Origin of the sequence: Bradyrhizobium guangdongense (assembly GCF_004114975.1) — a bacterium.
Lineage (GTDB): Bacteria > Pseudomonadota > Alphaproteobacteria > Rhizobiales > Xanthobacteraceae > Bradyrhizobium > Bradyrhizobium guangdongense.
Map to the genome: position 1 here is coordinate 3,760,255 of NZ_CP030051.1, position 19,632 is coordinate 3,779,886.

The 19,632-nt window shown below is 64.6% G+C and carries 14 protein-coding genes and 1 pseudogene; 8 read left to right on the top strand and 7 right to left on the bottom strand.

The genetic code is table 11. The features are described from left to right. Positions 1-41: 41 nt before the first annotated feature. On the bottom strand, positions 42-1,538 hold the full coding sequence (locus tag X265_RS17965) for an amidase (RefSeq protein WP_128966010.1): 1,497 nt from the start codon (positions 1,536-1,538) through the stop codon (positions 42-44). Positions 1,539-1,747: 209 nt separating this feature from the next. On the opposite strand from X265_RS17965, the gene X265_RS17970 reads away from it, so the two are divergent. Continuing rightward, entirely contained in the window at positions 1,748-2,428 is a 681-nt protein-coding gene (locus X265_RS17970; protein ID WP_128966011.1) for a helix-turn-helix domain-containing protein, read from the top strand. 66 nt (positions 2,429-2,494) lie between these two features. On the opposite strand, the gene X265_RS17975 is transcribed toward X265_RS17970, so the two are convergent. After that, entirely contained in the window at positions 2,495-4,633 is a 2,139-nt protein-coding gene (locus tag X265_RS17975; protein WP_283815007.1) for an Rne/Rng family ribonuclease, read from the bottom strand. Here X265_RS17975 and X265_RS41965 point away from each other — a divergent pair. From X265_RS41965 to X265_RS18005, 7 genes and pseudogenes are all read left to right on the top strand, one after another. Continuing rightward, positions 4,556-5,689, top strand: a complete 1,134-nt coding sequence (locus tag X265_RS41965) for a hypothetical protein (RefSeq protein ID WP_283815008.1) — start codon at positions 4,556-4,558, stop codon at positions 5,687-5,689. The two genes, X265_RS17975 and X265_RS41965, sit on opposite strands and share 78 nt — an antisense overlap. Positions 5,690-6,302: 613 nt before the next feature. Further along, a complete protein-coding gene (locus X265_RS17980) occupies positions 6,303-7,598 on the top strand; it encodes an N-acetylmuramoyl-L-alanine amidase (RefSeq protein ID WP_128966013.1) in 1,296 nt (431 codons plus the stop codon). A gap of 227 nt (positions 7,599-7,825) precedes the next feature. Then, a complete protein-coding gene (locus tag X265_RS17985; protein ID WP_128966014.1) occupies positions 7,826-10,336 on the top strand; it encodes a penicillin-binding protein 1A in 2,511 nt (836 codons plus the stop codon). A 109-nt stretch (positions 10,337-10,445) separates the two neighbouring features. After that, positions 10,446-11,577, top strand: a protein-coding gene (gene prfB / locus X265_RS17990) for a peptide chain release factor 2 (RefSeq protein ID WP_128966015.1) whose coding sequence is annotated in 2 segments (ribosomal slippage) — positions 10,446-10,514 and positions 10,516-11,577 — 1,131 coding nt in all. Because the reading frame shifts where the segments join, the coding sequence is not laid out codon by codon here. Between the two features lie 46 nt (positions 11,578-11,623). Beyond that, a pseudogene (locus tag X265_RS41420) lies at positions 11,624-12,000 on the top strand (NAD(P)-dependent oxidoreductase); the annotation flags it as partial. A 105-nt stretch (positions 12,001-12,105) separates the two neighbouring features. After that, positions 12,106-12,459: an NAD-binding protein gene (locus X265_RS41425; RefSeq protein ID WP_244659469.1), complete on the top strand. Its 354-nt coding sequence runs from the start codon at positions 12,106-12,108 to the stop codon at positions 12,457-12,459. Positions 12,460-12,875: 416 nt separating this feature from the next. Then, positions 12,876-14,108 carry an ABC transporter substrate-binding protein gene (locus tag X265_RS18005; RefSeq protein WP_128966016.1) on the top strand — a complete coding sequence of 411 codons (1,233 nt, stop codon included), beginning with the start codon at positions 12,876-12,878 and terminating at the stop codon, positions 14,106-14,108. On the opposite strand, the gene X265_RS18010 is transcribed toward X265_RS18005, so the two are convergent. The 5 genes from X265_RS18010 to X265_RS40535 are packed head-to-tail and all read right to left on the bottom strand — an operon-like array spanning position 14,102 to position 19,584. Then, on the bottom strand, positions 14,102-15,361 hold the full coding sequence (locus tag X265_RS18010) for an O-antigen ligase family protein (protein WP_128966017.1): 1,260 nt from the start codon (positions 15,359-15,361) through the stop codon (positions 14,102-14,104). The two genes, X265_RS18005 and X265_RS18010, sit on opposite strands and share 7 nt — an antisense overlap. 11 nt (positions 15,362-15,372) lie before the next feature. Next, a complete protein-coding gene (locus tag X265_RS18015) occupies positions 15,373-16,752 on the bottom strand; it encodes a glycosyltransferase family 4 protein (protein ID WP_164938650.1) in 1,380 nt (459 codons plus the stop codon). Further along, positions 16,749-17,489, bottom strand: a complete 741-nt coding sequence (locus X265_RS18020) for an ABC transporter ATP-binding protein (protein WP_128966018.1) — start codon at positions 17,487-17,489, stop codon at positions 16,749-16,751. Before X265_RS18020 ends, X265_RS18015 begins: the two co-directional genes overlap by 4 nt. A gap of 3 nt (positions 17,490-17,492) precedes the next feature. Next, positions 17,493-19,415: a glycosyltransferase gene (locus tag X265_RS18025; protein ID WP_128966019.1), complete on the bottom strand. Its 1,923-nt coding sequence runs from the start codon at positions 19,413-19,415 to the stop codon at positions 17,493-17,495. A gap of 7 nt (positions 19,416-19,422) precedes the next feature. Then, positions 19,423-19,584 carry a hypothetical protein gene (locus X265_RS40535; protein ID WP_164938651.1) on the bottom strand — a complete coding sequence of 54 codons (162 nt, stop codon included), beginning with the start codon at positions 19,582-19,584 and terminating at the stop codon, positions 19,423-19,425. Positions 19,585-19,632 lie beyond the last annotated feature (48 nt).

The following is a 19,632-nucleotide window of genomic DNA, read 5'->3' on the forward strand; positions in this document are numbered from 1 at the left end:
GCCGGCGATCACGCCTGCTCGTGGTGGTCTGATTCCGAGGTCTATTCCCAGGTCAGGAAGCCGGGGGTCGACGACAGCGGCGGCGCCGTTGCAAGTTTGGCCAAATCAGGCACCGGCCGGCACATCTGCGGGTCGCCCGCAAATGCAGCCTCGAGGCTCGCTGCGACCGAAAGCACGATCGCGTCGCCGCCGCGGGGGCCGACGATCTGGAGGCCGAAGGGCAGGCCGGCTTCGTCGCGGCCGAGGGGAATGCTGATCGCGGGATGCCCGGGGAGTGTCACGGCGTAAGCGAGCGCGAGCCAGTGGAAGTAGGATTTCGTCGGCACGCCATCGATCTCCGCAGGATAGAGCTCTGACCACGGCCGCGGGCTGAGCGTTATGGTCGGGCTGATCAACACGTCGCAATTTTCGAAGAAGCTCTGATAGGCACGATAGATCCGCGTTTGCGTCGTCGCCGCGCGGACGTGGTCTTCGAGCGAATAGGTGAGTCCTTCCTCGACATTGGCGCGGACATTGGGGCCGAGCATCTCGGGCCGTTCCTTGTAGTTCTTGCCGTGCATCGCCAGGAAGAGGCCGGCGCGCAGCACGGCGAAGGCATCGTCCGCACCGGTGCAGTCGGGGGTCGCCTCGCGACATTCGGCGAACAGCGGCGCAAGCCTCGCTACACGATCGCGGAAGACGCGGCGGATAGCCTGCTCCGTCGGCGCAAAGCCGAAGTCCTCGGTGAAAGCGAGGCGCAGCTTGCCGAGCTTCGCCGGGCGCGGCGCGGCCCAACGCTCGGCGCGTGCGCGCACGGGCTCGCTTGGCAGCGTGTAGGCGAGCGGATCGCGGGCATCGTCGCTCGCCATCACGGACAGCATCAGTGCGGTATCGGCGACGTTGCGCGCCATCGGTCCGTCGGTCGACAGGTTGGACCAGCCGAAGGCGCGCTTCTCACTCGCAATGAGGCCATAGGAGGGACGCATGCCGACGATGCCGGCATAGCCCGCGGGATTGCGCAGAGATCCCCCGGTGTCCGAGCCCGAGGCAAGCGGAGCCATGCCGCAAGCGAGCGCGACCGCCGAGCCGCCGGACGAGCCGGCCGCGGAGCGCGAAGGCTCAAAGGGATTGCCGGTCGCGCCGAACACGGGATTGCGGGTGTTACCGCCTGCGGCCCATTCCGGCGTGTTGGTCTTGCCGAAGATGATGGCGCCGGCCGCGCGCAACCGGGCGACCGAGCCCTGGTCCGCGACCGGTACATGGTCGCGCAACACCGGGCTGCCATAGGTGGAGCGCATCCCGGCGGTGTCCTGGGTATCCTTGATCAGGACGGGAAGTCCGTGCAGCGCGCCGCGATCCTCTCCGCGCAGGATAGCGGCCTCCGCCTCGTTCGCGGCGGCGCGCGCCCCGGCCTCGTCAAGTGTCACGACGGCGTTGACGGCGGCATTGGTGGTGGTGATGCGTGACAGGCAGGCATCGAGTAGTTCGACAGGGGAGATCGCCCGCGCGGCCAGCAGCCGGCGCAGCTCGACGGCATCAGTGTCACAAAGCTCGGGCAACGCCAGTCCCTTTCAGATTATGAAAACGATTTAGCATATCGGAAACTAAGACCCGCGCACCAATATTCGTCAGACAGGGACGATTCTTGCACAAATCTTGGCTTTTTTGACCCGGAAAGGCCCCCGAGAGGCGATCCGCGGGCGCCTTTCGCCGAAACGATTAGATGGATAGGCCAACAACTTTTCTGCAGTCATGGTAGGATTGCTGCATGAGCGAAACCACCACGCCCGAAGGCGCCAACTCCCAGCTCGGCCAATGCCTCAAGGCCGCGCGCCAGGCGCGTGGCCTGACGCTCAAGCAGGTGGCGGAACGGACCGGCATGGCGCTGTCGACCCTCTCGAAGGTCGAGAACGGCCTGATGTCGCTCACCTACGACAAGCTGCTTCAGCTCACCTCGGGCCTGAAGATGGAAATCGCGGAGCTGTTCAATCCGGCGGTCGCGGCGCCCGCGCAGGGCCGTCCGGTCACCGCGCGGCGGAGCATCAGCCGGGCCGGGCAGGGGCAGCTGATCAATACGAAATTCTACACCTATACCTATCAATGCACCGATCTGATCGGCAAACGGATGGTGCCGATCGTGGCAGAAGTCCGCGCGCGCTCGCTGGATGAATTCGGTCCGCTGCTGCGCCACGCCGGCGAAGAGTACTTCCTGGTGACGAGCGGGCGAGTCGCTGTCCATACCGAGTTCTACGCGCCGGAGATCCTTGGCGAGGGCGACGGCATCTATCTCGACAGCACCATGGGCCATGCCTACCTCAACGCCGGCGAGGCAGCATCGGCGAAGGGCGTCTGCCTCTGCACCAGCGAGGCGCCGGATCTCTACGACCAACTTCGCCAGATCGCATCGCGCGAGGAGGCGCCGCTCGGCGCTGACGAGTCGTCGCCGTAGCATTCGGCAAGGCATGAAGCGAAAAACGCCCGGCTTTTGCCGGACGTTTTCATTTTGTGCGTTTGCTTATTCGCCGCCGCCGAAACGGCGGGACCACCAGCCGGCCCGACGCTGGGCTGCCGGCGTCTCCGCTGCCGCGTCCGGCGCGGGTTCCGGCGCAGGCGCGGGCGCTGCAACGGGTTCAGCTGCAACCGGGGGCGCAGGCTCGCTCGGGCTGCTCGTCAGGAAGCTCACCTTCTCGCGAACGGTCGAGCGACGGCGTGTGGCCCTGTCATCGGCCGCGGGCTCTTCTTCCGCGACAGCAACGGGCGCAGGCTGAACTGGCGTTTGAACGGGTGCCTGAGGCTCGGCCTGCGACGTTTCAGCGGAGGGCATGTGCTTCGCATGCGCAATCGACGGAGCGGACTCGCTGGCAGACGAGCCGTCGAAGTCGGCCACTGCCTCGGTTGCTTCCGGCGGTGGATTGCTGCCGCCAATTTCGTCGCCGATGGATCCGGCGAGGCCTTCCTCATTGCCGCCGCGCCGACGACGTCCACCCCTGCGACCGCGCCGGCGCCGGCGCTCGCCGCCACCCTGCTGCTCGCCACGGGCGGCCTGTTCCTCGCCTTCCTCACCGTCTTGCTCGGACTCGGCATCCTCGTCGCCTTCGCCGGCGGTCATTGCCGGCTCGGGAAGCGTGGCTGGGCTGTCCTCGCGAAGCTCGCCGTCGCGCTGACCGCCGCGACCTCGACGACGGCGGCGGCGCTTGCGGCGCTGCCCGTCACCTTCGGACGCGGCTTCACCTGAGGCCTGCTCATCGCCGAGACCCTCAGTTTCGTCGGTCTCGACCTCGGATTCGGTCTCGAGGTCGAAAAGGTCCTCGTCGTCATAGGCCTCTTCGGGCAGTGGCGGCGGGCTTGCGGCAGCCTGGGCTGCGAGCAGCGCCTTGGCGGCTTCCAGCGTGTGGACCTGCTCGCCGCGGTCGATGACGTAGGCCTGCGGGCCGCTGACGGACTGATCGGCGATGACCGACAGCGTGACCTTGAAGCCGTTTTCGAGGTCGCGCAAATGGCCGCGCTTGTGGTTCAGCACATAGAGCGCGACGTCGGTGCGGGTACGGACCACGAGATTGTGGGTGGCGCCCTTCATCAGGATCTCTTCCAGCCCGCGCAGCAGTTGCAGCGCCACCGAGGACACCGACCGGACATGACCGGTGCCGCCGCAGTGCGGGCAGGGGTCGGTCGAACTCTCCAGCACGCTGGCGCGGATACGCTGGCGCGACATCTCCAAGAGGCCGAAATGCGAGATGCGCCCGACCTGGATGCGCGCGCGATCCTGCCGCAGGCAATCGGACAGCTTGCGCTCGACCGAACGGTTGTTGCGCTTCTCGTCCATGTCGATGAAGTCGATGACGATCAGGCCAGCGAGGTCGCGCAGGCGAAGCTGGCGGGCGACCTCTTCGGCCGCTTCCAGATTGGTCTTGAGCGCAGTGTCCTCGATGTGGTGCTCGCGGGTCGATCGTCCGGAGTTGACGTCGATCGAGACCAGCGCCTCCGTCTGATTGATGACGATATAACCGCCCGACCGCAGCTGCACGGTCGGCGAGAACATCGCATCGAGCTGGCTTTCGACGCCCATCCGCGAGAACAGCGGCTGGCCGTCCCGATATTGCTTCACCGCGCTGACATTGGCGGGCATCAGCATCTTCATGAAATCGCGTGCTTCGCGGTAGCCGGCTTCGCCGGCAACCTGGATCTCGTCGATCTCCTTGTTGTAGAGGTCGCGCAGCGAGCGCTTGATCAGCGAGCCCTCTTCGTAGACCAGGGTCGGAGCCTGCGACTTCAGCGTCAGGTCGCGCACCGTCTCCCACATCCGGATCAGGTATTCGAAGTCGCGCTTGATCTCGGGCTTGGTGCGGGCCGCGCCCGCGGTGCGCAGGATGATGCCCATGCCCTCGGGCACGTCGAGATCCTGCACCACTTCCTTCAGGCGCGAGCGATCCTGCGCCGAGGTGATCTTGCGGCTGATGCCGCCGCCGCGCGCGGTGTTCGGCATCAAGACGGCGTAGCGGCCGGCGAGCGACAGATAGGTCGTCAGCGCCGCGCCCTTGTTGCCGCGCTCTTCCTTGACCACCTGCACCAGCATCACTTGGCGGCGCTTGATGACTTCCTGGATCTTGTACTGGCGGCGCGGCCGGAAGGTGCGCTCCGGCACTTCTTCCAGCACGTCGTCACCGCCCACGGATTCGACGACTTCCTCTTCGGCTTCCTCGCCGTCTTCTTCGTCCTCGTCGTCTTCACCGGCAGCTTCCGCGGCCTCGCCATGTGGCGCCTCCGTCGGCTCCCCAGCGGCGTAGACGGCATCGGCCGGCTCGGCGGCCGAGGTCACGACTTCGGCAAAGTCCTCGCCATGCGCTTCAACGGACGGAGCCTCCTGAGGCTCGGCAACGGTCTCGGCCGCAACTACGGGCTCCGCGCCGATCGCCGCGACGGGCGCGGGCGCCTCGTCGGCGTGATGATCATCGCCATGATGATCGTGTTCGTGATCATCGCCATGGTCGTCATGATCATGATCGTGCGCGTGCTCGTCATGGGTGCGAGGATGATCATCGTGCTCATGATTGTCATGGCCGTGATCGTCGTGGTCGTGATGATCGTGGTCTTCGTGCTCGCCGTGGTGTTCGGCGTCGGCGTGCAGGTGCTCGCCCTCATGCGACGTGGCGTCGGCGAACTCCGGCTGAACGTCGCCCTCGACCGGCTGGGCCGCGGGATCGGCGCCGGCCTCGAGACCTTCGACGATGTCGCTGCGGACGCGCTCGCCATGGCCACGCCGGCGGGCGTTGCGGTGGCGCGAGCGACGACGGCCGTGGGAGCGGTTCTCGCTCTCTTCCTCGGCTTCGCGATGGGCCTGCTCCTCGGCCTCGATCAGCGCCTGCCGGTCGGCGACCGGGATCTGGTAGTAGTCGGGATGGATTTCGCTGAAGGCGAGGAAGCCGTGGCGGTTGCCGCCATATTCGACGAAGGCGGCCTGGAGCGAGGGTTCGACCCTGGTGACCTTGGCGAGGTAGATATTCCCGCGCAGTTGCTTGCGTTGCGCGGTCTCGAAGTCAAACTCTTCGACGCGATTGCCGCGGACCACGACGACCCGGGTCTCTTCCGGGTGGGTGGCATCGATCAACATCTTGTTGGGCATGTCTTAACTCTTGGCGGCGGCGGGCGCGGTTCACCGTGGGCGCGAAGAGCGCTGCCGGGTGACGCGACGGTCCACCTGATTCGGGGGTGAGGGGAAGGCCGAAACGCCGTCTCTCGCGCCTTGCCGGACCGGAAGCTTCAGGACCGAAGCGGCGTGCGGGATTTTCACTCCGCAGCGTCGCGAATGATCCTTCAGAATTGGTCGGCACAGTCTGGCGCATCAAGCGTCGGCCCGTATGAAACATTGGGCGGCGGGGCCGCCCCTAATCAGTTGCTGCTGGCCAGGCATGGCGCGTGTGCGCTCGCCCTGGATCGAGAACCGCCCCCTTTGGATTAAGGGGATGGGTAACTGGCTGCGTCGCTGTCAAAAACTGTCCCGGAAACAGTGTGGTAACCGGAAACCGTCCGCCGCCGGGGCTTGCCCCGTTCCGCCTCGCTGCCGCGCACCGCGCTGGCCGTTGGGGGAACAGAAAAACGCTGGAATTCCCAAACCTTGGGAGCTCCGGCGCTGCACCGGGAGGCTGAATGCGACACAACCGGAAATCATTGGCCGTCAGCAATCCGTACATACGAGGAATGGGCCACCGGTGCAAGGGAGCGTCGCACGCCGGTCACAGTCGGAGAGTTTCGCGTCCCTGTCATTAAGGATCGATTAACCCTGTGGTTCTATTGCGTTAAAGAGGCTGCTCGGAGGCACGGATTCGGTGGCGAGCCGCACAAATCAACGGGTTCTGCTGGGATTTGCGCTGCTGTGCGCTGCAGCATTGCCGTGCGCCGATTCCTCGCGCCTGATCGCCGCCGAAAGCCCATCGCCACCAGCTGCCGCAGCGGCGAGTTTCCCGGTGGCCACCGCCGCGCGCCTGGCCGGTGACAGCAAGCAGACTCGCTTCATTCTCGATCTCGACCAGACCGTCAGCTTCCGCACCACGACGCTTGCCGATCCCTATCGAGTCGTGGTCGATGTGCCCCAGGTGAATTTTCAACTGGCGCCGGGCACCGGGGCCGGGCGAGGGCTGGTCAAGGCCTTCCGCTACGGGCTGGTGATGCCCGGCGGCTCCCGAATCGTGTTCGATCTCACCGGACCGGCCAAGGTCGCCAATTCCTATGTGCTCGAGGCGGCCAATGGTCAGCCGGCCCGGCTGGTGCTCGAGCTGGAGGAAGTCGATCGCGCGGCGTTCGCGCAGACGCCCGCGCCGGAGATTCGACCCGAGCTGCGTTCGACGATTGCGGCAGTGCCGCCGGCAACGGTTCCTGCCTCTGAACCGTCGGCGCCAAAGCCGGGAACGCCGTCCGATGGGCGTCCGGTCGTGGTGATCGATCCCGGCCATGGCGGTATCGACAACGGCACCCAGTCGAGCGGCGAGAGCGAGAAGAGCCTGGTTTTGGCCTTCGGCCTGGCGCTGCGCGATCGGCTGGAAAAATCAGGCAAATACCGGGTGGTCATGACCCGCGACGACGATACCTTCATTCCGCTCAACGATCGCGCCAAGGTCGCCCGCAATCTGAACGCAGCGCTGTTCATCTCCATCCATGCCGATGCACTGCCGAAGGCCGAGGGCGATGCGCAGGGTGCGACCATCTACACGCTCTCGGACAAGGCCTCCGACGCCGAGGCCCAGCGCCTGGCTGATGCCGAAAACCGTGCGGACGCCATTGCCGGCTTTAATTTGTCGGAGGAGCCGACCGATGTGGCCGATATCCTGATCGACCTGACGCAGCGGGAAACCCGCACCTTTTCAAACCGTTTCGCCCATCTGCTGATGGGCGAAATGAAGTCGACGGTGCGGATGCACAAGCATCCCCTGAAGTCGGCCGGGTTCAGGGTGCTGAAGGCGCCCGACGTGCCCTCGGTGCTGGTCGAGATCGGCTACGTCTCCAACAAGGGCGACCTCGAGCATCTCGTCTCCGAGGGCTGGCGGTCCAAGGCTGTGGGCTCGATGGCCCAGGCGATCGACACGTTCCTGGCCAAGCGGATGGCGACGGCGGGACCTGGGAATTGAGAAGGGAATGCCGTATCGGCTGTTAAGCCCTAGTTTGGCCACAGCGGGCGCTTTATAAAAACTCCGCAGGGGGTTCCGGAATCGACGAGAATCCCGTTCGGCAAGCGTCTTTTGGTCCGGCATTGATGGTATTGAGTAGGCCGGTGAATTCGCGACGTGAGGACGGCGCCTCTTTTTCTGGTTTGGGCGCCTTGGGCTGATCCTGGGATTGAACGGATAAATACATAATGCGCTTGCTTGTGCGGTTCATGGGCTTCCTGTTCGCCGCGGGAACGGTGGTGTTCCTTGTCGGTGTCGGCGCCGTGGCAGGCCTGATCTGGCATTTCTCCAAGGACTTGCCCGATTACTCTCAGCTTCAGGATTACGAGCCGCCGGTGATGACCCGCGTGCACGCGGTCGACGGCTCGCTGCTCGGCGAATACGCCAAGGAGCGCCGGCTCTATCTGCCGATCCAGGCGGTGCCGAAGCTCGTGATCAACGCGTTCCTGGCTGCCGAAGACAAGAACTTCTACGAGCATGGCGGCATCGACTACACCGGCATGGCCCGCGCGGGTCTGCTCTATCTGCAGAACTACGGCTCCAACCGTCGTCCGCAAGGCGCCTCCACCATCACCCAGCAGGTTGCCAAGAACTTCCTCTTGACCAACGAAGTCTCGTTCGCGCGCAAGATCAAGGAAGCCTTGCTGGCGATGCGCATCGAGAAGACCTATTCGAAGGACAAGATCCTCGAGCTGTATCTGAACGAAATCTACCTCGGCCTCGGCGCCTACGGCATCGCCGCCGCTTCGCTGGTCTATTTCGACAAGTCGGTGAACGAGCTCACCGTGGCGGAAGCCGCCTATCTGGCGGCGCTGCCGAAGATGCCGGCGACGCTGCATCCGGTGCGCAACCGCGACCGTGCCATCGAGCGCCGCAACTATGTGATCGACCGTCTCCAGGAGAACGGCTGGATCAAGCAGGCCGACGCCGAGAAGGCGCGCAAGGAGCCGCTGGTCGTCACCAACCGGTCCAACGGTGCCCACACCTTCGCCGGCGAATATTTCGCCGAGGAAGTCCGCCGCGACATCTTCGAGCGCTATGGCGAGAAGAAGCTGTACGAGGGCGGTCTTTCGGTTCGCACCACGCTCGATCCGAAGATCCAGGTCATGGCGCGCAAGACCATGGTCGCAGGCCTCGTGAACTATGACGAGCAGCAGGGCTATCGCGGCGCCATCAGCAAGCTCGATATTTCGGGCGATTGGGGCGTGAAGCTCGCCGAGATCAAGTCGCTCTCGGACATCTCGCCGTGGCGCATGGCGGTGGTGCTGGAGACCAGCGACCAGTCGGCACGGATCGGCTTCCAGCCGAACCGCGAGCTCGGCGGCGCCGTCAGCAAGCAGCGTGAGACCGGCCTCGTCACGCTCGACGGCGTGCGCTGGGCGAGGGCGGCGCAGGGCAACGCCAAGGGCAAGACGCCGACGTCGGTAGCGCAGGTGCTGCAGCCCGGCGACGTGATCTATGCCGACCCGCTCTACACCAAGGAGGGACAACCGGTCGAAGGTCAGTACCGGCTGCGCCAGATTCCCGAAGTGTCGGGCGCGATGGTGGTGATGGACCCCTGGACCGGCCGCGTGCTGGCGATGGTCGGCGGCTTCTCGTTCGACCAGAGCCAGTTCAACCGCGCCACGCAGGCTTATCGGCAGCCGGGATCGTCGTTCAAGCCGATCGTCTACTCGGCCGCGCTCGACAACGGCTATACGCCCTCGACCGTCGTGCTCGACGCCCCGATCGAAATCGACCAGGGCCAGGGCGCCGGCGTATGGCGGCCTGAAAACTTCTCGGCGAACAAATATCAGGGTCCGGTGACGCTGCGGAACGCGCTGCGGCAGTCGCTCAACACGGTGACGGTGCGCCTCGCGCAGGACATCGGCATGCCCCTGATCGGCGAATATGCCCGTCGCTTCGGCGTCTATGACGAGCTGCCGAACTATCTCTCCTACGCACTCGGCGCCGGCGAAACCACGGCGATGCGCATGGTCACGGCCTATTCGATGCTCGCCAACGGCGGGCGCCGGGTGAAGCCGACCTTGATCGACCGTATCCAGGACCGCTACGGCCACACCATCTTCAAGCACGACCAGCGCGAATGCCGCGGCTGCGACGCGCCCGGCGGCTGGAAGAACCAGCCCGAGCCCCAGCTGATCGACCGCCGCGAGCAGGTGCTGGATTCCATGACCGCCTATCAGATCACCGAGCTGATGGAAGGTGTGGTCCAGGCCGGTACCGCGACCGTGGTGAGGGAAGTCGGCAAGCCGATCGCCGGCAAGACCGGCACGACCAACGAGGCCAAGGACGCCTGGTTCGTCGGCTTCTCGCCTGACATCGCCGTCGCCATCTACATGGGCTACGACAAGCCGCGCCCGCTCGGCAAAGGCAACGCCGCGACGGGCGGCCATCTGGCCGCGCCCATCGCACGCGATTTCCTCAAGCTCGCGCTCGCCGACAAACCCGCCGTTCCGTTCAAGGTGCCTGCCGGCATCAAGCTGATCCGCGTCGTCGCCAAGACCGGCATGCGGGCCGGCCCGGGCGAGACCGGTGGAACCATCTTGGAAGCCTTCAAGCCGGGCACGGCACCGCCGGATAATTACTCCGTAATCGGCGTCGCCGACGCCGACGGGCGCATGGGCGTGCCGGCCTCGCAGCAGCAGCAGCCGGATTCCGGCTTCTTCATGCGGCCGGGCACCGGCGGGCTGTACTAAGGTTTAGGACAAGACAGACGTTCTTCGCGGCGGCGGTTGCGCTTTGCAGCCGCCGCCGCTACATCCCCATCACAATCGCACGCGGGATTCCGCGAGATCAGAGAACGACATGCGCGCCGAAATCGAACGGTTGGTAGAAGAGATCAAGCAGTCAGTCGGGCTGCTGAGGAGGCATCTTTGACGTCGAGAAATCGACGGCGCGCCTCGCCGAGCTGAACAAGCTCGCAGAAGATCCCAATCTCTGGAACGATCCCCAGAAAGCCCAGAAGCTGATGCAGGAGCGAACCTCGCTGGAGGATTCGCTCTCGGGCATCGGCAAGGTCGAGCAGGAGCTCGAAGACGACATCGGCATGATCGAGCTCGGCGAGGCCGAGGGCGATACCGGTGTCGTGGTCGAGGCTGAAGCGGCGCTGAAGAACCTCAAGAAGGAAGTGGCGCGGCGCGAGCTCGAGGCGCTGCTGTCGGGTGAAGCCGATCGCTTCGATTCCTATCTCGAGGTCCATGCCGGCGCCGGCGGCACCGAGAGCCAGGACTGGGCGCAGATGCTGCTGCGCATGTACACGCGCTGGGCCGAAACGCACGGTTTCAAGGTCGAATTCCTCGAAGAGTCCGAGGGCGAAGAGGCCGGCATCAAGTCCGCAACCATCCAGGTCTCCGGGCACAACGCCTATGGCTGGCTGAAGACGGAGGCCGGCGTGCACCGCCTCGTGCGCATCTCGCCGTTCGATTCCAACGCGCGGCGACACACCTCGTTCTCGAGTGTGCAGGTGTTTCCCGTCATCGACGATAGCATCAAGATCGACATCAAGGAATCCGACGTCCGCACCGACACCATGCGGTCGGGCGGCGCCGGCGGCCAGCACGTCAACAAGACCGAATCCGCGGTTCGCCTGACGCACATTCCGACCGGCGTTGCGGTGGTCTGCCAGGCCGGCCGTTCCCAGCATAAGAACCGGGCGCAGGCCTGGGACATGCTGCGCGCGCGCCTGTACGAGATCGAACTGAAGAAGCGCGAGGAAAAGGCCGCCGCCGACCAGGCCGCCAAGACCGATATCGGCTGGGGCCACCAGATCCGCTCCTACGTGCTGCAGCCCTATCAGATGGTGAAGGACCTGCGCACGGGCGTGCAGACCTCCGATACATCGGGCGTGCTCAACGGCGAACTCGACGAGTTCATGGCGGCGACCCTGGCGCAGCGCGCCTTCGGCACCACCGCCGGTGACGTCGAGGACGTCGACTAGCATGCCCCGCGTTGCCTTCATCGGATTGGGGCGCATGGGCCATGGCATGGCCGGCCGTTATCTCGATGCCGGCTTTACGGTGACGCTATGGAATCGCAGCAAGGCGAAAGCGGAAGACCTGATCGCGCGCGGCGCGACATGGGCGACCTCGCCTGAGGATGCCGCGATCGATGCCGACGCCGTCGTGACCATGGTCGCCGATGACGGGGCCTCGCGCGCGGTCTGGCTCGGTCCCAAAGGGGCGGCCAAGACGGCGAAAGCAGGCACCATCGCGATCGAATGCTCGACCGTCTCCTATGACCACGTCCGCGAGATGGGGCGCGAGCTCAATGCACGCGGGCTCATCTATGTCGATTGCCCGTGACGGGATTGCCGGATGCAGCGGCCGCCGGGAAGCTGACGCTGCTCGCCGGCGCGGATCCGGCCGACCTCGAGCGCGCACGGCCGTTCCTCGAACCGATCGGTTCGACCATCCGCCATTTCGGCGCGGTCGGCTCCGGCACGGTCTACAAGCTCATCAACAACCTCATGGGCGCAATCCAGATCGCAGGTCTCGCCGAGGGCCTCGCCATCGCGGAGCAGGCCGGACTCGACATGAAGCTGGTGCTGGAATCGATCCAGACCGGCGTGGCCGCAAGTCCGCAGGTGCTACGGCACTCCAAGCGCATGGTCGCCCGCGATTTCAGCGGTGCGACGTTTACGACGGCGCTTCGGCACAAGGATGCCGCCTATGCCGTGAGGCTCGCGGAGAGCCTGCTGGCGGAGAAGCCGCGGGTCTCGCGCGCCGCCGTCGATGCTTATGCGCAAGCCAAGGCCGCGATGCCCGACGAGGACGAAGGTCGGATGATCGAGCTGGTGTCGCGACCGAAGACGCCGTCTTAGCCGGGAAGTTCGACTTAACCAGAATTTTCATGGGGCGGCCTCGATCGGAACGCGGTCTCGGCATTGCCCTCGTTGCTGCAGCGGCGACGGCTTAGCACGGCGCCGTTCGTCACGCGTCTCTTGCCGTCAGGGCAAGCCTCCCTGATCGCCACGCTGGAGACGCCGCTGATGGCGTTCTGGATTTGGCTAGGATTCGGCGAAGTGCCGGCCGTGCATGCGCTGGTTGGTGGGGCGCTGGTAATTGGGGCAGTCGTAGCCGATGTTGTCGGGGAGGCCAGGTCGCGCGAGCGGTCGTGATCCTGCCTATCCTGCCTTGGTTCCGTTTCACTTCGCGGAAAATCCTGCCGCTTGCCAGCGACCGGCGGCCGCGCGACACTCTCCTCAAAACAAGAACGACAAAGATAGGGGAGAGACCAATGCCGGGTCGTCGCGGACACCTTGCCCTCGCCATGCTTGCTGCCGGCGTGCTCGCCACGACACCGGCTTCGGCGCAGAAGAAATACGATCCCGGCGCCAGCGACACTGAAATCAAGATCGGCAACATCATGCCCTATAGCGGACCGGCATCGTCCTACGGCGTGATCGGCAGGACCGAAGCCGCATTCTTCAAAATGATCAACGACCAGGGCGGCATCAACGGGCGCAAGATCAATTTCATCAGCTATGACGATGCCTATTCGCCGCCGAAGGCGATCGAGCAGGCGCGCAAGCTGGTGGAGAGCGACGAGGTGCTGTTGATCTTCCAGTCCCTCGGCACACCCTCGAATTCCGCGATCATGAAGTACATGAACGCCAAGAAGGTGCCGCAGCTGTTCGTTGCCTCCGGCGGCACCAAGTTCGGTGACCCCAAGAACTTTCCCTGGACCATGGGTTTCCAGCCGAACTACCAGAGCGAGGGGCGGATCTACGCAAAATACATTCGCGATAATTTCCCTGATGGCAAGATCGCGGTGTTTTGGCAGAACGACGACGCCGGAAAAGACCAGTTCAAGGGCCTGAAGGACGGCCTCGGCGATAAGGCCAACATGATCATCGCCGACAAGTCCTACGAGGTCAGCGATCCCTCGATCGACTCGCAGATCGTCGCCTTGCATGATTCCGGCGCCGACATCTTCTTCTCATGGGCCGCGCCGAAAGGCTCGGCGCAGGCGATCCGCAAAGTGGGCGAGCTCGGCTGGAAGCCGAAATTCTTCCTGGCCAACACTGCGACCTCCATCGCATCGGTGCTCAAGCCGGCTGGTCTCGACTATTCCAAGGATATCATCTCGACCGCGTATCTGAAGGATCCGACCGATCCGACCTGGGACAAGGATCCGGCGGTGATCGCATGGCGCGCTTTCATGGACAAATATTACCCCGAGGGTGACAAGGCCAATGCCAACAATGTCTATGGCTATGTGCAGGCCGAAGCGATGGCGCAGGTCTTGAAGCAGTGCGGCGACAATCTCACGCGCGACAACGTCATGAAACAGGCCGCTAACCTGAAGAACTTCCACACGGACCTGATGCTGCCCGGCATCATGGTCAACACCTCGCCGGACGATTACTTTCCGATCGAGCAGATGCAGCTGATGCGCTTCAATGGACAGGCTTGGGAGCTGTTCGGCGACGTCATAACCGGCGAGGTCGGCCACGAGCACAGTCAGTAGTCGGGGCTGGCCTTGGTTTTCAGAGCCATGCCGCCGGCGACGCCGACGCCGAGCACATAGATCCAGCCCTCGTGGAAATCGGTGAGATGCGAGTTCAGGAGTGAACTCGCGATGTTCTGCACGACGACCACGAGGCCGATCCAGGCGGCAAGACCATCGTCCATGAACAGGCGAAGGTGGGCGATCCACAGGGCGTAGAGCAGGGCGACGCCCAACAGTCCCCATTGCACCGCAACGTGCAGGGTCTGGTTATGCGGATTGCTGACGATCTCGGCGTCGAGACTGCTCTCCTGGGAAGCGGCGCGCTCGAACTGCCGCTTGATCGACCCCGTGCCGTGGCCGAACAGCGGCGCCTTGGCAAAGGCGGTCGCCGCTTTGCGCCAATACGTCAGGCGCTGTGCGGTCGAGGCGCGACTGATGTCCTCGCGCCCGTGCTGATATTCGACGACGATATCGGTGATGCGCTGGCGCAGATAGGGTGACGACGTCCAGGCCAGTGCGCTTGCGGCGATAACGCCTGCGAGCAACAGCAGCGCTGCGCGCCGGCTCAGGTGCCGCCAGGCGAACAACGTCAGCAGGACGGCGATGCAGAGCAGCGCCGTCCGAGCGAAGGCGACGAAGACCATGTTGGTCAGGAACAGTCCGATCAGCGCGAGGCAAGCGATCGTCGCGATGGTGCTTCCGCCGCGCCAGAAGCTGAGCGCCGGCAATGCGAGCGCAAAGACGCACAGCGTGAACTCCTGGCTCTGGTCGATGTAGTTCTTGACGGGAACGCCTGACGATGCCGTCGCGGTCAGCTTGAGGGTGGGATCGAACAGCACGATCCAAGAGTACACCGCAAGCAGCGCGCAGGACACGAGGAAGGCGAGACAAACCTGATAGCCGCGTACCGATCGACTGAAATGATAGAGGAGCGGCGGAATCAGCACGAGCTTTGCGACCGGCTTGACCGCATGCAGCCGGTCGGCCCAATCACCGTCCGACCAGAGCATGCCCATAACCGCTAGCAGCAGCATGAGGAAGGGCAGGGCATAAGCCGGCTGCGTGAGGCGGCGCCCATAATCCCGCCAGTCGATGGTCGGCGTCACCGCGAGCAGCCAGAGCCCAACGAAGACCGAGGGCGCCGTGGTCGACCACGGCAGTGATGCTGCGATCAGTGCAGCGAGAACATCGGCGGCCCGCATCAAGATGGCCGAGCCTTGTCTCGCCGGAGCGGCGGGGGCACCTGCGCACGCGAGGGATTCGGTTTTCATGCTCACGCAGCCTATTGCGCCGCGACCAGCCGTTCCGGTGGTGCGGCCAGCCCGAGGAAATCGCGGGCCTGGGTCTGATAACCGAAGCGCTCCGAAAGCTCTCGGCGGCGGGCGCGGATTTTGCCGCGGCATTCCTCCTGTCGCGCCAATACGCGCGTGACGGAGGCGACGATCGACTCTGGTGTGAAGGGGTCGAAATAATCCGCGAGCTCGCCGGCGACTTCGCGGAACACGGCGATGTCCGAGCACAGCACGGGCGTATTGGCGGCGAGCGCTTCGATGATCGGGATGCCGAACCCCTCCGCCAGGCTCGGCATGATCAGGCCGTGCGCCTCCGCGATCAGGGCGGCCTTCTCCTGCTCGTCGACATAGCCGACGAAACGGACGTTCCCGGGAATGTCGCGCATCCGGCTGATCTGTCCGGCATAGCCGATCACCACGAGATCGGCCTGTGGGAGGTTGCGGAAGGCGCGAAGGACGGTAGTGACGTTCTTGCGCGGTTCGTTCGACACGATGACGACGAAGTTCGGCCGCCCCGGAGGCCCTGACGGGGCTGGTAGGTGCAGGACATCCGGAGCGTCGAACCGGGTGCGGGGATATACGACCCGCGCCGGTAGGTGTGCAAATTGCGGCAGCAATTCCCTGAACCGCATCATGCTATAGTGTGAAACGAAGGCGAGTTCGTCGGCATGACGCAGACTGGTGCGCATTCGCGCCAGGAACTGCCGCGTGGAGATGTCGCTGAGCTTGAGATCGGTAAGCGGCAACAAATCGTGGATCACGCAGATCACCTTGGCGCCCGGCCTCCGCCTGATCGCCACCCTCGTCGGGGTATCCACGACGATGAGGTCGTAGTCGCGGGCGTCGATCCGTGGCGGCGGCAGCAGAAAGAAGGCCGAGGAGTCCTGATAATTGAAAAAGCCGGGCTCGAGCTGAAAGTCGCGGAACAGTTCGAGATGGCGGAGATCCGGCGGAATGTATTCGAGTGCGGCGGTCCGGTTCTCGATCAGCTCGGCGCCAAGGCCGCGCAAGCCGATGGCACGCAGGAGGCAGAGGAGGTTATCGCGCGACAGCAACATACTGCCCCTGCGGCGAAGCCAGTCGAGCTTCTGGCGAGTGCCGCTGAACGTCACCGGCCCGCCGACATTGACTTCGTCCAGAAAGCGATAAAGCGCGAGCAATCCGATGGTGCGTGACTGCGTCGGGAACAACTTTGTGCGCTGCTCGCGCCGGCACAGTTTGCGATAGCGTTTCGAGGTCTCCACGAGAAGCGTGAGCTGATGGCCTTCCGAGGCGAGCGAACGCGTCAATTCCCGGGTGAAGTGGAAGATGCCCCGCTTGTGGTTGGGTTGTCCGAGCGACTCGGACACGACGAGGATGTTCAGCTTCATGCGCTGATCTCGCGGAGCTCGAAGGGAAGAGCCGAAGGTTGCTCGACGGTGACGGTCGAGGCGATGCGGCCGTGATCCAGATGGATGATGCTGGTGCAGGTGCGACGCAGGAGCGGCTGGTCGTGCGAGGCGATGATCACGATCGCGGCTTGCGAGACCAGATTTTGCAGCCTCCGCTCAGCCTTCTCTGCAAACTGTTCGTCGACCACGCTCAGCCATTCGTCGAGCAGGAGGATGTCGGCCGGAAAGGCGGTCGCAGTCGCGAACAGCACGCGCATCAACATGCCCGAGGAGAACATCCGCAACGGCAGCCGCTGCATCCGGGCTTCGAGCTCGGTAAAGGCCCAGATCTCGTCGATGACGGCACGGGTCGGCTTGCGGCCGCTGATCCGTAGCAGCAGCGCAATGTTGTCCTCGGCGACGAAGTCGAGGTTCACGCCGGCATTGAGGCCGAGCAGAGGGACGACTTTGCCACGGATCGAGAGCTGGCCGCTGCTTGGCGGGTAGACTCCTGCGATCAGCCGCAGCAGCGTCGACTTGCCGGATCCGTTGGGGCCGGCAAGCCCGATGCGCGCGCCGGCCTCGGCCATGATGGTGATGTCGTCGACGGCGCGGATGACCCGCGTCTCGCCCTTCTCGCGGATGAGGTGGCCAATCAGACGCCGCTTCAGCGAGAAGTCGTAGGCGCCGTAGAGGGGATAGTCGAGACAGACATTACGCAAGGAGATGAATGCCATCGGTCAGATCCAGAAGGCGGCTTTGCGCAAATGGCCCAGGGTCAGCACGCTGGCACCAAGCAGCAGCGCCAGCATCACCAGGACATAGGTGATGCTGGTCGCCCCGACATGGCCGCCAGTCAGCGGCTCTCTCCACACTGCAAACAGATGCGTCAGCGGATTGAGCCGCATCACGGTCGAGCGATGATTGACCATATCGGCGGACCAGATCACGGGCGAAGCGAGGAAGGCGAGCATCAGCGTGGATTCGATGATTGGCTTGAGGTCGCGATACCGGGTCGCCAGCGCGCCGAGGACGAGGCTGAGGGCGAAAGTGCAGACCACGAAGAGCGACAGGCCGGGTAACGCTGCGAGTGCTCCAGAGAGATTGTGCGGTGTGAGCAATAGCCAGAGCGCGAGCGGCACGCAGGCGTTATGCAACGCGAACAGCCCCTGACGGAACGTGCATTGCAGAAGGAAGATCACCGGCGGCAGCGCACGGTCGCGGATCAGGCTTGCGGAGTTCTGGAGCGCGGTGGTTGCATCGAGCACGACGCTGTTGAGAAAGGTCCAGGCCGTCATCGAGAGAGCCAGCATGGGCAGGCGCGCCAGCATGTCGCCATTCGACATCTGCCCGATCACCGAGCCGAGCACCGCAACCACGATCGCCATCTGCAGCGACATCCAGAATGGACCGAGCAGCGAGCGCACATAGCGGTGGCGCATGTCGGACCAGGCGAGTATGGCGGCGATCCCGATGCTGTCGAACCAGCCGGTTTCCTTCTGATGATCGTCCGCGGGCTGGTCGCGGGAGGCGGCGAGGGCCGCGCGGTAGACCGATTCCATGCCGTCCTTGAAAGTCGCGGTGGAATAGCGGCTCACGGCTCGCGTCCGCGCGGACAGTCCCATGCGGCGGCGCCGCCCGGGATCGCTGATCAGGGTGTCGATGGCCTCACCGAGCGCCTCGGCGTCGCCGGGCGGAACGGTGAGTGCTTCCATGCCGTGGCGCGCCACGCGCGGCACCGCGGTGTCGAGCGCGGTATTTACCACGCGACGGCCCGCTGCCATGGCCTCGAGTTGGACGAGGCCGAAGGTCTCGGCATTGGTGACTGACGGCATCACGAAGACGTCGGCAAGGCACATCAACTTGATGCGCTCGCAATCACTGACGGAGCCGAGCAGGCGGACGCGCTCGCCGAGGCCGAGCTCGCCGATCAACTGCTCGAGCCGGGTGCGTTCGACGCCTTCGCCGATGATCCAGACCTCGAACGCACGGTTGACGGCGGCGCGGATCAGCACGTCGAAGCCCTTGTACGGCACCAGCCGGCCGCAGGCGAGCACGAGGCGGCCGCGATCGTTGACATGGTGAGGCTCGATCTTCGGCCAGTCATAGACGTCAGTATCGATGCCGAACGGCACGACGTGACATTTGTCTTCGAATTCCCGCAGCAGCGGCGTCTTATCGACCAGCACGCGATCGGACACGATGATCGCCTTGGCCTGGCGCAGCGTCCGCCGCATCAAGGGCTCGATGAACCAGCGCAGGCCCGCATGAGTAACGATGTCGGCGTGCCAGTGGACCACCATCGGCCTCCTGCGGCCGAGTCCAAAGGCGAACACGAGGTCAGCGAGCGGGAAGGGCGCATGCAGCGCTAACAGGTCGTGGTCGGCGATCTTCTGCCACAGCCGCCAGGGGTAGGTTGGGGCGGCGGGCAGCGACAGCACATCGCCGAACGAGCGGACCCGCTCGACCGGCACATCGTCGACGACGATCTCCCGCTGCTCGGCCGATTGCGAGCAGACCAGCACGGCGGAGGCGAAGGCGTCCTTTAGGCTGGCGCAGATATCCCGGATTACGGTGAGCGTGCCGCCGAACAGGTCGGGGTAGTAGATCTTGAAGATGTGCAGCACCGACGGGCGGCGCGGAGAGTGGCAGGTGTGATGCATAGTGGCTTCAGCCCGCGATCAGTGCTGCGACGAAAGGCGCTGCGAGTACCGCGATGAAGATCACGCCGCGCAGCAGGGCCGGCAGCATCGGCATTGTCCCTCCGTGTTCCCAACGGGGAATCGCCACCGCGCGCGGTGAAGTGGAAATGCGGACCAAGCGGTCTGCCATGGGTCAAGTCCCTTTACGTCGCGCCCTCAGTAGCGCGTCGTATATGTG

What these genes read in the sequence shown, in the direction of transcription:
- X265_RS17970 (WP_128966011.1), top strand. Translation starts at nt 1,748, where the DNA reads ATGAGCGAAACCACCACGCCCGAAGGCGCCAACTCCCAGCTCGGCCAA.
- X265_RS17985 (WP_128966014.1), top strand. Translation starts at nt 7,826, where the DNA reads ATGCGCTTGCTTGTGCGGTTCATGGGCTTCCTGTTCGCCGCGGGAACG.
- X265_RS41425 (WP_244659469.1), top strand. Translation starts at nt 12,106, where the DNA reads ATGGGCGCAATCCAGATCGCAGGTCTCGCCGAGGGCCTCGCCATCGCG.
- X265_RS18005 (WP_128966016.1), top strand. Translation starts at nt 12,876, where the DNA reads ATGCCGGGTCGTCGCGGACACCTTGCCCTCGCCATGCTTGCTGCCGGC.
- X265_RS18010 (WP_128966017.1), bottom strand. Translation starts at nt 15,361, where the DNA reads ATGAAAACCGAATCCCTCGCGTGCGCAGGTGCCCCCGCCGCTCCGGCG.
- X265_RS18015 (WP_164938650.1), bottom strand. Translation starts at nt 16,752, where the DNA reads ATGAAGCTGAACATCCTCGTCGTGTCCGAGTCGCTCGGACAACCCAAC.
- X265_RS18020 (WP_128966018.1), bottom strand. Translation starts at nt 17,489, where the DNA reads ATGGCATTCATCTCCTTGCGTAATGTCTGTCTCGACTATCCCCTCTAC.
- X265_RS18025 (WP_128966019.1), bottom strand. Translation starts at nt 19,415, where the DNA reads ATGCATCACACCTGCCACTCTCCGCGCCGCCCGTCGGTGCTGCACATC.
- X265_RS40535 (WP_164938651.1), bottom strand. Translation starts at nt 19,584, where the DNA reads ATGGCAGACCGCTTGGTCCGCATTTCCACTTCACCGCGCGCGGTGGCG.